This window comes from Zooshikella sp. RANM57 (assembly GCF_050749885.1).
Lineage (GTDB): Bacteria > Pseudomonadota > Gammaproteobacteria > Pseudomonadales > Zooshikellaceae > Zooshikella.
This window is the reverse complement of record NZ_JBOIUB010000015.1, coordinates 1-14,168: the sequence shown is the minus strand read 5'-3', so window position 1 is coordinate 14,168 and position 14,168 is coordinate 1. Positions and strand designations below refer to the sequence as shown.

General features: G+C 38.2%; 15 protein-coding genes and 1 pseudogene. 11 read left to right on the top strand and 5 right to left on the bottom strand.

Translation table 11 applies throughout. From position 1 onward, the window contains the following. Nucleotides 1-19: 19 nt before the first annotated feature. Together ACQ96U_RS22765 and ACQ96U_RS22760 are read left to right on the top strand one after the other, a co-directional pair. Nucleotides 20-451, top strand: a complete 432-nt coding sequence (locus tag ACQ96U_RS22765) for a type II toxin-antitoxin system RelE/ParE family toxin (RefSeq protein ID WP_431723573.1) — start codon at nt 20-22, stop codon at nt 449-451. Then, nucleotides 444-929 carry a helix-turn-helix domain-containing protein gene (locus ACQ96U_RS22760; RefSeq protein ID WP_431723572.1) on the top strand — a complete coding sequence of 162 codons (486 nt, stop codon included), beginning with the start codon at nt 444-446 and terminating at the stop codon, nt 927-929. Before ACQ96U_RS22765 ends, ACQ96U_RS22760 begins: the two co-directional genes overlap by 8 nt. 147 nt (nt 930-1,076) lie before the next feature. Here the strand turns inward: ACQ96U_RS22760 and ACQ96U_RS22755 are convergent, their stop codons facing one another. Then, nucleotides 1,077-1,604 (bottom strand): hypothetical protein, encoded by a 528-nt coding sequence (locus tag ACQ96U_RS22755; protein WP_431723571.1) that lies wholly within the window; start codon nt 1,602-1,604, stop codon nt 1,077-1,079. After that, the gene (locus ACQ96U_RS22750; protein WP_431723570.1) at nt 1,594-1,929 is read right to left on the bottom strand and encodes a hypothetical protein; all 336 of its coding nucleotides are present in this window, start codon (nt 1,927-1,929) and stop codon (nt 1,594-1,596) included. Before ACQ96U_RS22750 ends, ACQ96U_RS22755 begins: the two co-directional genes overlap by 11 nt. A 242-nt stretch (nt 1,930-2,171) precedes the next feature. On the opposite strand from ACQ96U_RS22750, the gene ACQ96U_RS22745 reads away from it, so the two are divergent. Beyond that, nucleotides 2,172-3,956 (top strand): hypothetical protein, encoded by a 1,785-nt coding sequence (locus tag ACQ96U_RS22745; protein ID WP_431723569.1) that lies wholly within the window; start codon nt 2,172-2,174, stop codon nt 3,954-3,956. 47 nt (nt 3,957-4,003) lie between these two features. Here ACQ96U_RS22745 and ACQ96U_RS22740 read toward each other — a convergent pair whose 3' ends face one another. Further along, complete coding sequence (locus ACQ96U_RS22740; protein WP_431723568.1) at nt 4,004-4,291, bottom strand: hypothetical protein; 288 nt, start codon at nt 4,289-4,291, stop codon at nt 4,004-4,006. 95 nt (nt 4,292-4,386) lie between these two features. Here ACQ96U_RS22740 and parS point away from each other — a divergent pair, with 95 nt between their 5' ends. From parS to ACQ96U_RS22720, 4 genes are all read left to right on the top strand, one after another. Further along, the gene (gene parS / locus ACQ96U_RS22735) at nt 4,387-4,860 is read left to right on the top strand and encodes a type II RES/Xre toxin-antitoxin system antitoxin (RefSeq protein WP_431723567.1); all 474 of its coding nucleotides are present in this window, start codon (nt 4,387-4,389) and stop codon (nt 4,858-4,860) included. Then, nucleotides 4,860-5,330 (top strand): RES family NAD+ phosphorylase, encoded by a 471-nt coding sequence (locus ACQ96U_RS22730; RefSeq protein WP_431723566.1) that lies wholly within the window; start codon nt 4,860-4,862, stop codon nt 5,328-5,330. The genes parS and ACQ96U_RS22730 overlap by 1 nt, the downstream gene beginning before the upstream one ends. A 149-nt stretch (nt 5,331-5,479) precedes the next feature. Beyond that, a complete protein-coding gene (locus tag ACQ96U_RS22725) occupies nt 5,480-5,728 on the top strand; it encodes a type II toxin-antitoxin system HicB family antitoxin (protein WP_431723565.1) in 249 nt (82 codons plus the stop codon). Nucleotides 5,729-5,806: 78 nt separating this feature from the next. After that, on the top strand, nt 5,807-7,036 hold the full coding sequence (locus tag ACQ96U_RS22720) for an RNA-guided endonuclease TnpB family protein (RefSeq protein ID WP_431723564.1): 1,230 nt from the start codon (nt 5,807-5,809) through the stop codon (nt 7,034-7,036). Nucleotides 7,037-7,058: 22 nt separating this feature from the next. On the opposite strand, the gene ACQ96U_RS22715 is transcribed toward ACQ96U_RS22720, so the two are convergent. Beyond that, nucleotides 7,059-7,679 (bottom strand): hypothetical protein, encoded by a 621-nt coding sequence (locus ACQ96U_RS22715; protein WP_431723563.1) that lies wholly within the window; start codon nt 7,677-7,679, stop codon nt 7,059-7,061. 628 nt (nt 7,680-8,307) lie between these two features. On the opposite strand from ACQ96U_RS22715, the gene ACQ96U_RS22710 reads away from it, so the two are divergent. The 4 genes and pseudogenes from ACQ96U_RS22710 (at nt 8,308) to ACQ96U_RS22695 (ending at nt 13,046) form a co-directional block, all read left to right on the top strand. Continuing rightward, on the top strand, nt 8,308-9,180 hold the full coding sequence (locus ACQ96U_RS22710) for a hypothetical protein (protein WP_431723562.1): 873 nt from the start codon (nt 8,308-8,310) through the stop codon (nt 9,178-9,180). 508 nt (nt 9,181-9,688) lie between these two features. Next, a complete protein-coding gene (locus tag ACQ96U_RS22705; RefSeq protein ID WP_431723561.1) occupies nt 9,689-10,300 on the top strand; it encodes a recombinase family protein in 612 nt (203 codons plus the stop codon). A gap of 135 nt (nt 10,301-10,435) precedes the next feature. Next, complete coding sequence (locus ACQ96U_RS22700; RefSeq protein WP_431723560.1) at nt 10,436-11,737, top strand: hypothetical protein; 1,302 nt, start codon at nt 10,436-10,438, stop codon at nt 11,735-11,737. Nucleotides 11,738-12,149: 412 nt separating this feature from the next. Beyond that, nucleotides 12,150-13,046, top strand: a pseudogene (locus tag ACQ96U_RS22695) (IS982 family transposase). Nucleotides 13,047-13,098: 52 nt separating this feature from the next. Here the strand turns inward: ACQ96U_RS22695 and ACQ96U_RS22690 are convergent. Beyond that, entirely contained in the window at nt 13,099-13,578 is a 480-nt protein-coding gene (locus ACQ96U_RS22690) for a hypothetical protein (RefSeq protein ID WP_431723559.1), read from the bottom strand. Nucleotides 13,579-14,168: the final 590 nt, after the last annotated feature.

Sequence of the window (14,168 nt, the reverse complement as noted above, 5' to 3'; positions counted from 1 at the left end):
TTAGGGAGTTGTTGAAAGTGTGACCCATATCACAGTTGCTACTATACTACTTGGTAGTATAGTAAAAGGGATTTTAATGCGAATATTTAAAGTTACGGCATTTGATAGCTGGGCAAAAGAAGAATCTCTTAAAGACGAGACTTTGAAAGAAGCTATTACAGAGATAGAGAAAGGGTTGGTAGATGCTAACCTTGGAGGCCATGTTTTTAAAAAGCGGGTAGCTATCCCTGGAAAAGGCAAGAGTAGCGGGTTTAGAACATTGATTGCTTACAAAAAGGATAATAATGCTTTTTTTATATATGGGTTTGCCAAAAACGTAAAAGCTAATATTAAAGATGATGAGCTTAAAGCGCTAAAAATGTACGCTAAACAGTTATTAGGTTACAGCGGTGAAGACTTGGACACGGCGGTAAATGAAGGCGCATTAGTAGAGGTAGAGGACGATGGATAAATCAATTTTAGAGGTTGTACACGAAGGCGCAAAAGACTTGCATAACGCGGGTTTAATGAATGATATTACAATGCGCGAGTTTGACGCTCTTTGTTTACCCCGCATCAAAACCTACAGCGCTAAAGAAATCAAGGAAATACGACAGAAGTGCAATGCTAGTCAGAGTGTATTTGCTGCATTCTTAAATACAAGCTCCTCAACAGTTAAGGGGTGGGAGCAAGGGGCAAAAAAGCCCAGCGGAGCATCTTTAAAGCTGCTTAATTTAGCTGATGCAGGTGGTCTTGATGTGCTATCAATCCAAGCAGAAACTTTTCTAGAAAGCGAAAAAGAAAAACAAGATTACTTGATTATGATAGCTCAAAATCTAGGTATGACGATAATATTTAAACCCCAAAAGAAGAAGAATAAAACTGTTGCTAAATCAACAGTAAGACAAAAAACGAATAGTAGTCCTAAGCGCGATAAGATCACAGCTTAGTTAAGGTTACAGTGAAAAGTAATACGGATGAGCATTAACAAAAAAGGGGAGATACCCCTTTTTTGTTGTTTTAGTAAAACTGCTTGCTGTGCTTAGATAAATGCTGAAGCATACGCAAGGCTAAGCCTTTGTTAAAATCCGCTGAATCTATTTGCTTAATGCTTTGTATGTTGCGCTTGCATCAAAAGGTGCTTTAAGCTCTTTAAGCTTATCTAGCTTTTCTCTTTTCTCTGCCGGAATCTTTGCATATCTAACTTTAAGCTTGTTCATACTCTTATAAGCTGAAATAGCAATGTCTTGCATGACTTCGACTTTTTCTTTGTCAAACCCTTCGAGAGGTTCATCGCTACTGTTTTTTAAAGCATCAGACCATACCAAATTAGTAATTATAAATTTGGTGTCAGCTTCTTTTAAGCATTCAATTTCATTGATTTGTTCGAAATAAAGTAGAGCTGTAAAGGCTTCTTTATTTGTTAAATTGATATCTTTAAATAAGCTTTTGGGCAAAACTGGTCTATCTTTCTCGCACTCTTTAATCTTTTCTCCAAGTTCGTACATCGCCACAGCCATGCTTTTAGCTGCTTGATAAAGTTCTTCTTCTTTCAGCTTGTCATTAGCACATGCTGCTAGTGGTAAGCACAGTGCAACTGCTAGTGTCGCTAATTTATTTGACATTGCATCCATCCGCTACAGCGTTCCAAAAACGTTGTTGTTTGGGGTCGTGGTGGTGATCTAAAGCTTGTAGCTTTGCATCTTTTTGCAGTGCTCTACGTGTTATCACTGGTAGAGCGCCCATAGTTTGACTAAATCCGTGCCAGTCATATTCCTCAACATCATAGAGGGCTTTAGCTGTAGCGTTACGAAAGAAAAGTGTATAAATAGTGCCTGCAGTGATAGCTATTGCACCATACTTCATGAGCTGGTGTTTATGTTTCATCCTCTCGATGCCTTCCAAAGAAGCTGCATCAAGCTTTAAACCTGCGATTTGTGGACAATCCAAGATACTACTCCATCAGCTATAAATTCAACTCAGCTAATGTTAGCACCAACGCTTAGCTAGTGATGTGAGAAAGACCGCACGAATACAAAGGGTTACGTAGAGCCAACGCTGTGCACGAGGGAAAATGAAAAAGGGCTGTTTTTGGAACTCATGAGTCTTAACGATTGGTTTTCCTAAAGTGACATAATGTGTGGTGTCGGAGTGGTGTTCATTAATAGTTATACCTTCTAGAAGGACCATAGATGTTCAAAAAAAAGAAACAAGATGCCCAAGAGAATGAGGGCGTTAAAATGGAAAAAGAAGCACAAGTTGTTCACGATTCGCCGCAAATCTGTCTCTTTGACCTTGATAAGTCTATTGTTGATTCATTTAAAGCAGCTGCCTACAACTGCAATGAAGGTTCGTTAGGGCGTCTAATTCGAGTACCCAACAATACAAGGGGTAAACAACATTTTTTGAGATTGAACTTATCAAGTCCAGTCAATCTTCATGAGTACGACATACTTGTGTTCAATATGGATTTCTATGAGGAAGTTGAGCATGAAGACTATCAAGTTTCTCTGGAAAATGTAACAGGTAAGTCTACATACGCGTTACTTAGCGAATTTCCAGAAAAAATATTTAATCCAAGGCCATACTCAACATGGATTCTCTCTAAGGAGATTAATGAGATACTAAAAAAAGAATCGATAGTAATTATATTTGCAAGCTCAAAAGAAAGTGTTCACTACCAAGAAGTCGAGATTAATTCATACGAAAACAGGATAATTAATCAACACGATTTGGATAACACATGCTTTTATAATGGTTTTCCATATTGCCATAACAAAACCGGGCGAAAAATTAAGTCACCTGGCAAAGTGACAAAGATTACCCCATTTTTGCTTAAATACTCAAATGACTGTAAGTATAATTTAGCATTTCATCATCCAAAACATTGGGATAATAACAAACAGGTAGAAGACAACAATTTCATTCCTCTACTTTTAAATAACGATGATGAAATTGTTTCGTTCTATCATGCTCACTCAAAAGGTGCTGTTCTTGTTTTTCCGTGCATCAAAGATAAGAAATCATTTTTACTTGAGCTTTTTAACAATTACCTGTCGGAAATATTTCCAAATCTATTTCCTTTCCATGGTCAATTTGGATGGCTTGACAATGGTGACTATCTGCTTCCTGGTGAGGCTGAATTGATTGGCGAAAGAGAAGCCATTGAAAAACGTTATTTGACAGAAGTTGAAGAAAATGAAAAAGCAATAGAAAGTATTAAAGGGAGGTTTAGATTCCTTCGTGATCTAATATCCGAATCTGGGGATAAACTTGTTTTTGCTGTTGAGCACTATTTTAAGTGGCTAGAGTTTCCAAGTGTAGTCAATTTTGACGAGACAAATCCGGATGTCTTGGAAGAGGATATTCAGGTTGATTGCGGAGACAAATTTCTAGTTGTTGAAATCAAGGGAATTGGTGGAACTTCAACTGATAAAGACTGCTCGCAGGTAAGTAAAATTAGGTATCGTAGAGCTGAACAAAGAAACAAATTCGACGTATATGGCCTCTACATTGTAAACCATCAGCGTTACATTCCCCCAGAGACAAGAAACAACCCCCCATTCACTGACAATCAAATAAAAGACGCAGTTCTAGATAAGCGTGGTTTGCTCACTACATATGATTTATACAAAGCCTATTTTATGATTGAAAGTGGAGTTTTATCAAAAAGTGAGGTGCGCGATAGCTTGTTTGAATATGGTCGTGTTGAGCTAAGACCTAAAGGCCTAATATCGCTAGGAGCACCTAAAGAATACTTTGCTTCAGGTACTGTCGCGATAATTAGCCTGAGTGATGTTTGCTTGAATAAAGGCATGGATTTGTACGTAAGAAAAAATAGTGACTACAAGAAAGTCAAAATAATGTCCATCAAAGTTAACGACCAAGAAGTTGACGAAGTGAAAAATGGCGAAGTTGGGATAAAGCTAAGTCGAGCGGTCAAGAAAAATTCAGAATTCTATGTGAAGGAGGTATAATCGGGTAAGAGCTGGTATTTACTCAGCTCTCCCTCAATAGTTTGTACTTAGGCGATGTAAATAGCAGCAAATAAAACACTAATCATAGTGAGCCACTGGACAATTATAGGCACTCTTGAAAAATAGTTTTGAAGATCATTAAGTGCATTCTCATCACCGGTTTTTGCCAGTTTATAAGTGATATATCTTTCAACTACTGACGCTACTAGCAAGGCTAGTATCATTATGTAGGCGGCTGGTTTTGAATGCACTTTTGCCACATATAATGCCAATCCAACCCAGGCAACGCCTAAGATTGAAACAATCACTTCTTTTTTGGTTAAGTCTCTAGGCATTTTTTCTATAGATTTATAGCTATTTTTCTTTACTAGGATAGCAAATGAATCATATGATATACTGTAAAGTATCATATGAAACAAAAGAGGGTATCATGACAGCCTCTAGAAACGCAGAAAACGGAAGCTCAAAGCTTCACTTTAACCCAACGAAAACACCACGAAAGGGAAAGCTAATTGCTCGCGTCATAGGCTCTAACCGGGTAGAAGTGCAAAACTCCTTGCTCGAAGGTCTTTCAGTTAAGGCGATAGCTGCTATTGAGAAAGCGCTAGGCATAGACCAGAAAACGTTTTTACAAATATCTGGCATGTCAAAGGCTACCTTTAGCCGTCGTAAAGAGGCGGGGCGCTTAACTCCAGACGAGTCTAGCAAGGTGTATCGGTTTGCTCAGCTATACGACTTAGCAAAAGCTATGATGCTGGATGATGATGTAAAGGCCAGAAACTGGCTGCAAACGCCAGAACCTCTATTTGGAGGTGAAACCCCGCTAGAGCACGCTCGGACAGAGTTTGGAGCGAAGGAAGTAGAGGACTTGATCGGACGTATTCGGCATGGGGTGTTTAGTTAATGCAGAAAGGTTGGAGAATAGCAGCACCCGATTATGCAAAAACACCTCATGAAATGCTTTCCGGCGAAGGAGCGTACTTATTTGGAGGTCGCTGGAACTCAAAAGGAACACGCGTCGTATATCTCGCTGAGAGCTTAGCCCTAGCTTCAATGGAGTTATTAGTACATCTTAAGCAGTCAGACATACTCAAACGTTATCACAAGCTACCAGTGTCGTTTGATAGCTCATTAGTGATGGACTTGGACACTGACAGCTTGCCATCGAACTGGCAGTCTTATGAGATGGAGCCAGAAACCCAAGCTACAGGAGACTATTGGGTGCAAAACAAGCTATCTCTGCTGCTTAAGGTGCCAAGTGTTATTATTCCTGAAGAATCAAACTATCTTTTAAACCCTGAGCACCCCGATTTTGATAAGCTTCAAATAGGCAAGATTGTAAAATTTGAGTTTGATTCGAGGCTGGTAAAGTGATGACGAACAGTCTTAATAAACTGAAGAAAAAAGCGCTTAAAAACCCTGCGGTGAAGAAAGAATACGACAGGTTAGCTGCAGAGTTTGTGAAAATTAATAAGCTTCTGAAAGTGCAAAAAAACTAATAATAAACCGCAGGGGTGCTAACAATGAACACTTTAAGCTATAAAGGCTACCACGGCTCTGTAGAGATCAGCACAGAAGATAATATTTTATTCGGCAAAGTGCTTTTTATTAGCCCTCTGGTTAATTATGAAGGGGAAACCGTTAAAGAGCTTCAGGAAGCATTTAAGGAGGCAGTTGACGACTACTTAGAAGACTGCAAAGCTCAAGGTGTTGAGCCAGAGAAGCCCTGCAAAGGATCTTTTAACAAAACCCGTGGAATTCTCCATCCATAGCGGCATTGCATCGCTTTGCCGTTTGGGTGGAGATGGATAGCGGGCAGTCTGCAAGTAGAGTTCGGCAAGATATACGACATGAGAGCGTACAAATACAGAATTTACCCAGACAAGGAACAGAAGGGGCTGATTGATAAGCACTTTGGTTGCGCTCGTCATATCTACAACTGGGCTTTAGCGGAAAAAGACAAGCACTATAAGGAGACAGGCAAAAGTCTCTCTAAAAGTGAATTGCAAAAACGTATTGTCGCGAGTAAAAAAGCGGATAAGCCCTGGCTTGGTGAGGTCAATAGCCAAACCTTACTGGCATCACTTTTGAACCTGGAAACGGCCTTTGGCAACTTCTTCAAGGGGCGTGCAAAATTCCCTAAGTTCAAATCAAAGTACTCTGGCTGGCAGTCTTTCCAGTGTCCTCAGCACGTCACGATTGATTTTGAGAGCAATAAAATCAATTTACCCAAGCTAAAAGGCATCAAAATCAAGCTTCATAGATGCTTTGAAGGCAAAATAAAAACCGTTACGGTAAAGCGTTCACCTTCAGGTAAATATACTGTTAGTGTTTTGGTTGATAATAACTTTGTAGCACCCATCCCTACCGTTATTGAAGACGATAAAACACTTGGTTTGGACGTAGGAATTAGTCATTTTATTATTGATAGTGAGGGTAATAAAACAGATAACCCACATTATCAAAAACACTCATTACCCCGCCTTGCTATCGAACAGAAAATATTAGCGAGGAAAAAGAAAGGCTCAAATAATAGAGTAAAACAAAAACGTTGTGTGGCTATCGTGCATGAAAAAATAGCTAACCAACGTTATGACTTTATTCATCAAGCAACAGCAAAACTGGCTGACAAAAACCACGCAACGAGCTTTGCTGTAGAAAACCTCAATATCAAAGGCATGGTAAAAAACCGTAAGCTATCCAGAGCAATAAGCGACTGTGGTTGGGGTATGTTCATCACAACCTTACGTTACAAGTGCGAATGGAATGGTAAAAATCTATTGACTATAGACCGCTTCGCGCCTAGCTCTAAGACATGCAGCAGTTGCGGTCTGAAGCAAGAAAAAATGCCTTTGAAAATACGTGAATGGCAGTGTGAGTGTGGAGCTATACACGATAGAGACCATAACGCCGCCATCATGATAAAACAGTTTGCTTTAGCTGATGCGCTAGGACATAGCGCTTGTGTAAAGAGTTCCCCTGTAGCAATACCTATCAGCGTAGGTGCTACAGCGAAAGGGGTGGTATCAGTACCATCTGGGTCACAAGAAGCCCCCACTAGAGCGACGACAGTCGTTTAGTGGTGGGAGTATGTCACATTCCTTAATTCTTAATGTCGTGATTAATGGTGCCTAAAATCTGATCTAAATACTTAACCCCTTCTTTAGCTAGCACTATGTGTAATATACTGTCAGGCATTAGAGGGTCTAACACATATATGTTAGTTTTTTCCTTATTATTCCCAACTATCACAGCTAGGTTTTTCTGTTTATATACTTTTAATGTTGTGTTTTTTTCTTGCATACCTTTTGACATGTAGCTATATACAAGGGCGTTGTTATCAAAAGGTAGTTTTTTAGGCAGCTTTTTTACTGGAGTTTTAAATGCATATAAAAAAGGGGCTTGGATATCGTCAATTCCATCCTTGAAAAGGCGTGTAAAGCCAATGTAGCCATTATTGAGCTTTAATACAGTAACACCACCATCAACGCCAAACGAGCTACGAACTGCTACAGGTGTATTATTCAATCGAAAAGTGTATGACATAGTACCATATATAACACCGCCTTTCTTGGCTTCAGGAAACTTCCAATCTGATTCAGTCACGATACTATTGCATACATCTTCGGTACACAGGTCTTGAGGTGTAATCGTTTCAGCTTGCCCAGCCCATGACATGGCTGTCATAGAGACTAGAGCCAACCCAAATATAAAGCGCTTCATCACGTCTCCTTTCTTTCAGTGATGACTAATGTTAGCACTGACGCTTAGTTAGTGATGTGAGAAAGACCGCACGAATACAAAGGGTTACGTAGAGCTACATCGAAGGAGGTTGGGTGGTCTATTTAGGGTACACCTATAATGCACCACCCACACATTTAGAATGTCTCATCTGCAACCCACCTTTCAGGCATAACAGCTTAAATAAAAAATTCACAGCAAATATGCCATTGTTGTTACCTCGTTATAATGATTTATTAGCATTTTAAAAATTTATATTTTTTTAAGTGGTCTATAGTTTTTACATGGTATATCAGCTTAGAAATAAGATATTGGCTAACTTCAACCGTCTATAGGCTTTTAATGGCCTAAATAACTTAATCGTTTATCTAACTGAAAAACTGGTTAATATGGATAAATAAAGGATTATAGTTGTATATTGTAGTAATAATTAAGAAAAACCTTGAAGTAAATATATCTAAATTACTATTTTATAAAAGTGGCCTATATCTCACCAAATAAGGAAATTATCAGCCACCATTAAAACTTAAAGGTCATTTAATGAATATGTTATAGGCAATGAAACACAGCCTATACTGTCGAATAAAGACAAATTTAAAAGGTTTGAGATATGTATGAACGAGTAAAAAAGCCAAAAGAGAATAAAAGTATACAACTGGCTCGTAAAAGAAAAAGAGATAGACAAAAAGGGAGAGATGAAAAAGAGTTAAGATTAGCTTCTGGCGATAAACTGGTGGAAGTTACTATTGATAATAAAAAACAAAATGAAAGCAAAACAAAATATAATGTAAGAAAAGCATTAACTATTAAGTCAATCAATAAGCTACGTAAAAATCTCAATCATTCACATTATACTTGGGCCAATGCTGCGCTAATTTCTTGTAATGTGTATTCTTCTTTAGATGGACTTATAGGAACTTATACTCCAGAGTCATTAGGAATAATTGAACTTGGCGCGAGAGGAGAAGATAGACTTAATATTAACCAAGCACCAAAAGATAAAGCTTATGAGTATGGATTAGTGAGAGCTAATAAAGATTCTGAAAAGAAGGTTAGAGCTAATCATGGGAAAAACGATTTAAATTTAACTAGTAGTGATGGGGAAATACGATTATTAGAGACGCTTAATAAGGATTTAAGGGAGTATTTAACTAAATTAGGAATTAAAAAAAGCAGAATAAGTATAAGGATAGAATTACTAGGGCCACGAGCGACTTGCGAGGACTGTCAGGAAGCTCTCAAGCGATGGAAGGATAATATTAAAAATGATTATCCTGACACAGATATTAGTATAGTAGCAAGATGGATTGAAGGAAGAGGAAAAGATGAAAATACAAGAACAAACGCTAGTGGTCAAAAAAACAAAAATCAATCTACAACATACGGAAGCGATCAAGCATATTTGAAGGACAAAGTCAGAACCACGAATAATAAGAAAAAAAGAAAAGAGGAACAGGCTATTCATTATAAAATGCATATATAGATTGTCACTACGAAAACTAATTGTTGAAAACGAATTACTGCAACGGCTTAACCCATAACAATAGGACTAAAAAATCATTAAAACGGTTTTTAGCCCTATTATTGAACTGAGATATCTAAGGGGTTTGAAGTCCAACAGTACAAAAGTGTACGTTAAGAAAGGTTAGCCCCTCTTTTGGTGTCTAAAAAATCGATTTGGAGACACTACTGTCTACCAATTAGCTAAAAACGATTTAGTAAACACAGCCAAGCCGCTTGATTCATCCATCTACAAACTCTTGATATATCAGATAGTTGGAGCTTAGCGTACGTTTTCGTTCCATTGGGCTTCAACCCCCTCTAACAAAGGAAACTTCAGCTCGCAGTTTCTTTCATCTTCCTTAAATTCTGGTGCACTTAGGGTATACCTAAAATGGACTACCTATAAGCCAGTACACTAAATAGCAAGATACTATGTATAATGGACCATTATATGTGTACCAATGTATAATGGACTATTTAGGGGTTGTATGCGTGTTTATGGCTACTTAAGAGCATCAACTAATGAGCAAGACGCTAGTCGTGCAAAAAATGAGCTAGAAGAGTTTGCTGCTAGAAATAACTTAACTGTCGCTTACTGGTTTGTTGAGCATGAATCAGGGGCAAGACTCAAAAGGCCAGAGCTATTTAGGCTTATCGAGATTGCCCAGCCAGGAGATATTTTATTAGTAGAGCAAGTAGACCGTATCAGCCGCCTAAATTCTGAAGATTGGCAACAGTTGAAACAGACCATCACAAGCAAGGGAATTAAAGTAGTTTCTCTTGACCTGCCCACTAGCCACCAATTTATGAATAGCTCCGACGAGTTTACAGAGCGGATGTTGTCAGCGCTCAACGGCATGATGCTTGATATGTTAGCTGCAGTAGCTCGTAAGGACTATGAAGACAGGCAGCGGAGGCAATCACAGGGGGTACAGAGAGCGAAGCTTGAGGGTAAATACAAGGGACGGCCACAAGATAAAGAGCTGCAAGAAAACATTGAGCGACTTTTAACCAAGGGGTTATCTTATAGTCAAATCATACGGACGGTTAAGTGCTCAAGAACAACGATTGCAAAAGTAAAAAAAAGCTTAACATGCTAATCAGGTAAGAGCTGGTATCTACCCGCTGGATGCCGCTAACCATAAGGCCTACAATGGGGTTAGGTTTGCGTCAGAGTGACGTTCATTAGTAGTTAACCGCCCATTCTTCGAGTATTGCAATAGGATATAGATAGTGTGATTAGAGATTTGCATTTTAATTTTGTAGGCTTTCATGGGTCGGATGGGTATTGCCATTTGAGGATTGCTCAAAAAACACCTGATTCAAAAATGGTTGTTGTATGTTCACAGTATAAAAATTATTACGGTACTTCACCGACAAATGCAGTGGAATTAATAGCTAAGAAATTTTTCTATGATGTGGTTAATGGAACAATAAAAGATGTTACGTTACCAATAGAACCGACTTATGAAAGATGGCACGATGATGTTTCTTGGATAGATAAGCTGCTTGTAGAACTAAAACCTAAGAAATATAAAAAAAGGTTTAAGAATACGTATCTAGATATTCCGAAAATTTTCAACGAAATACTTTGGATAGAGAGATACCCAGCAGGCGCGGGGTTTTGGAATGATGAAGACGATCTCGAACTTGTAAGTATGGGTGATTATGAAGATCCTAGTTGGCACGGTAGGCCAACTGAAAGCTTTATACAGGAAAACACTGGATTTGATTTTTCTGACCTCTTTGCAGACCCGGAGGTAATAGATTTAAAAGAAGTGCAAAAGAATATTGCAGAAATAGACGATGCTAAAAATATTGCCTCAAATCACGTAAATCGTCCTGTCCGTTGGACTCAAGACATTTTAAATGTATTGCCTTCAAAGATTCGTACGGCGAAATTTGCCTCAGGACGAGAAAATGATGAAGATTTATGGGAGTTACAGATCCAAGGTTTGATAGAGGAAATATTTAGTATATCTTTTCCTGCTAAAGATCTATTTAAAAGTGAATTCAAAGTTTCGAAACGTCTTGGTATTCATAAATCAGGAAGTGAAAAAAAGTGTGACTTAGTTGTATTCGAGCCAGAGTCAAACAATCCCCGGGTGATGATTGAGATTAAAAAAGCAAGCAAGTTAATTGATTATCAATCAAAGAAAATACTTCAAGATATTGCCAAGCTGTTAATTTATTCAAAGGTCTTAAAATCCGACGCTTATCTGTTGATATGTGGTGGTGTTGAAGAGTTAGAAAAGGTCGTATCTGAAATCGAAGGTGTTCTATCGCTCACCAATAGCTATGAAGATACGGGCTTGAAGGATAAATATAAATCTGTTGATAAAATAGAGTTTAGCGAAGAATATCGCGATCTTACGGCTACTTTTGGAATACACTCGTTACATACAAGGCTTATTGGAATTAGCGAAGATAAGACCGTCTGTTTATGGCAGGTGTCACACGTAAGGGAAAGCATAATGAATAATAAACCTTATCTTTACAGATTGATGAACCCTTCAAGCAAAGCGGATAATGTTTAAATTGGTTCGACTAATCGGGTAAGAGCTGGTATCTACCCAGCTCTCCCCACACCACCCAGCATGCTGGTCCGCACAGGGCGGTTCATTTAATTTATCCGTTAGGATAATGAATTTTGATCCATCCGCCCCTGAGTGAAAATAGCCGATTCGCAGGGTTATCGGCTATTTTGATGGAGTAAGCCATCAAGAATAGTTGATTAGATATTAGCCATTCAACTCGTTATGATCTGTAAATATTTCATACGGCACCATAGAAATTTTATTGTTACCCTTACTATCAGTCAAACAAAAGGAGCGATCTTTAAAACGATAAATACATACATTAACGAGATGCTCGACTTTTATTAACTTGAAAAGACAAACCCTAATCTAATCCTAAGTTTTGCGAAAACAGGGATATAAAGGAAAGGGTATGTCATTGGAAGAGTTTATCATAACAGCTTTTTGCTCGGTCGATGATGTTTTAAGTGATTTATTAAAGCAACAGCGATTACGTTAGCGAAGAATTAAGTCTTCATTATTGTCCGGTGCGGAAATGATTACCATAGAGTTGATTGGTGAGTTTCAGGACTTTGATGCCGATACAGCGATCTGGAAATATTTCAAAGAGCATTTGAAAGCTTATTTTCCAAGCATAGGGTCGAGAAGCCAGTTTGCGAAACAAGCCGCTAATTTGTGGGCAATAAAGCAACAGTTGCAAAAACAAGTGACAACCGAACTGGGTACGATCAATGCCCCTATACATATTGTCGATGGTTTTCCTTTATCTGTAAGCCATTTTAAGCGTGCAAAAAATTGTAGCCGCTTTAAAGAAGAGGATGAGTATGGCTATTGTGCATCCAAAGGATAAACTTATTATGGTTTTGAAGGGCACCTTATTCTTGATTTTCATGGAGCCATCGCAGGATTTACATTAATCCCAGCAAGTGAAAACGAAAGGGAAGCTGTATGGGAGTTAATAGAAGACATATCGTCAGGTATGTTGTTAGGAGATAAAGGGTATTTAGGAGCTGAATTTAAAGCTGACTTGCTTGAGTTAAAAGCGCTTCAGCTAGAAACACCTGTTAAAGGTAATATGGTTGATCCTTTACTCAAATACTGGAGGAGCCAGCTTAATCGGTTACGACGACGAGTTGAGACAACCATTGGTTAACTTGTAGAAAGGTTTAATATTCAGCAAACCAAAGGCAGAACGATATAGAGCTTGACTAATCGAATTACCCGAAAGTTATTATCATATAGTTTATGTGTATTATTTAATAGGAACCAAGGCAATGCTCAACTTCAATGGGCTAAATTAATAGGCTAAAAAGTTGAGCATTGCGTTACATTATATTCAATTAGCTAAACTAAACCAAGTACTATCTATTATCGCATGTAAAATAGCTGCCCGTTCCCATTTCGCGAAACTGAAAACGGCCTGCGTTATTACCTTCTTGTAACCACCCTGATGCGCCAGCAGCTACCATAATTGTAAATGACTTCCCATTGGGTGCGTATACAGCTTGGTCTAGCAGAATTATCCAACCATTCCATTCTAAAGTCGGCATGTATTTCCACCAGTTCCAATACCCGTTAGCTCGTACTTCTAACGGTAAAACGTATTTCAAATTATTCATGCCAGTCATACTTGTTAATTTATCCTCACATTGAGCGTTGGAAAATAAAAACCATTCACTATCAATATATCTCGGATCTTTTATCTGATAATCTTCTTCAACATTTCTCGTATTAGATGCATAGCTTGGCGATATTATAAGTGTACTACCTAGTACGATGAGTAAAGAGTACGTTAGCTTTTGAAGCTTATTAAGTAAACCATTTTTGTTTTTAGTAAACATTTTATTTTTCCTTTTAAATTGCAGTTATGCTGTGTGAAACACTATTCATAATAGCTATTTTACGAGAGCTGTTTGCCAATGATTCATAATCATTCAGCAGCGTTACTGAAAGACAATAAATCATGTCGATATTGCCGTAAAGTAAGCAACAAGTTGAAGGGAATTTTACTGATTTTTAAAGAAAAATAAGGAAATTAAAGTAGAAGTAACCAACCACAGAGGCTCTGTTACAAAGTTTAGTTTAGAATGATATTTCTTCCGATATCAAGGGTGTTTTGTAGTCACTATGAGTCCTAATCAACGCTTCAAAGGTTGTCACTTTCCTTGATGTGTTGTATTGCAATTGATGTATTACTACCACTTAGTTACCGAGATACAAAATGTATAAAGACACCTCTGGTATACCCTCCAAACTCTATATTTTAGCCTGGTAAGCTAACTGTATTGCAGGTCGGCACTAAGCTGCTAAAAGTTTTTTCAAAAATGATATATGCCAGCTCGGACGGCCTGACAAGATGACGAATGATGACAGTGCAATTGAAGAACTTAATCTGGAACACGATGGTACCATGAGCAGCTTATTTTTAAGC

Coding starts and splice junctions, on each gene's coding strand:
- ACQ96U_RS22760 (WP_431723572.1), top strand. CDS start 444: ATGGATAAATCAATTTTAGAGGTTGTACACGAAGGCGCAAAAGACTTG.
- ACQ96U_RS22755 (WP_431723571.1), bottom strand. CDS start 1,604: ATGTCAAATAAATTAGCGACACTAGCAGTTGCACTGTGCTTACCACTA.
- ACQ96U_RS22745 (WP_431723569.1), top strand. CDS start 2,172: ATGTTCAAAAAAAAGAAACAAGATGCCCAAGAGAATGAGGGCGTTAAA.
- ACQ96U_RS22740 (WP_431723568.1), bottom strand. CDS start 4,291: ATGCCTAGAGACTTAACCAAAAAAGAAGTGATTGTTTCAATCTTAGGC.
- parS (WP_431723567.1), top strand. CDS start 4,387: ATGACAGCCTCTAGAAACGCAGAAAACGGAAGCTCAAAGCTTCACTTT.
- ACQ96U_RS22730 (WP_431723566.1), top strand. CDS start 4,860: ATGCAGAAAGGTTGGAGAATAGCAGCACCCGATTATGCAAAAACACCT.
- ACQ96U_RS22725 (WP_431723565.1), top strand. CDS start 5,480: ATGAACACTTTAAGCTATAAAGGCTACCACGGCTCTGTAGAGATCAGC.
- ACQ96U_RS22720 (WP_431723564.1), top strand. CDS start 5,807: ATGAGAGCGTACAAATACAGAATTTACCCAGACAAGGAACAGAAGGGG.
- ACQ96U_RS22715 (WP_431723563.1), bottom strand. CDS start 7,679: ATGAAGCGCTTTATATTTGGGTTGGCTCTAGTCTCTATGACAGCCATG.
- ACQ96U_RS22710 (WP_431723562.1), top strand. CDS start 8,308: ATGTATGAACGAGTAAAAAAGCCAAAAGAGAATAAAAGTATACAACTG.
- ACQ96U_RS22705 (WP_431723561.1), top strand. CDS start 9,689: ATGCGTGTTTATGGCTACTTAAGAGCATCAACTAATGAGCAAGACGCT.
- ACQ96U_RS22690 (WP_431723559.1), bottom strand. CDS start 13,578: ATGTTTACTAAAAACAAAAATGGTTTACTTAATAAGCTTCAAAAGCTA.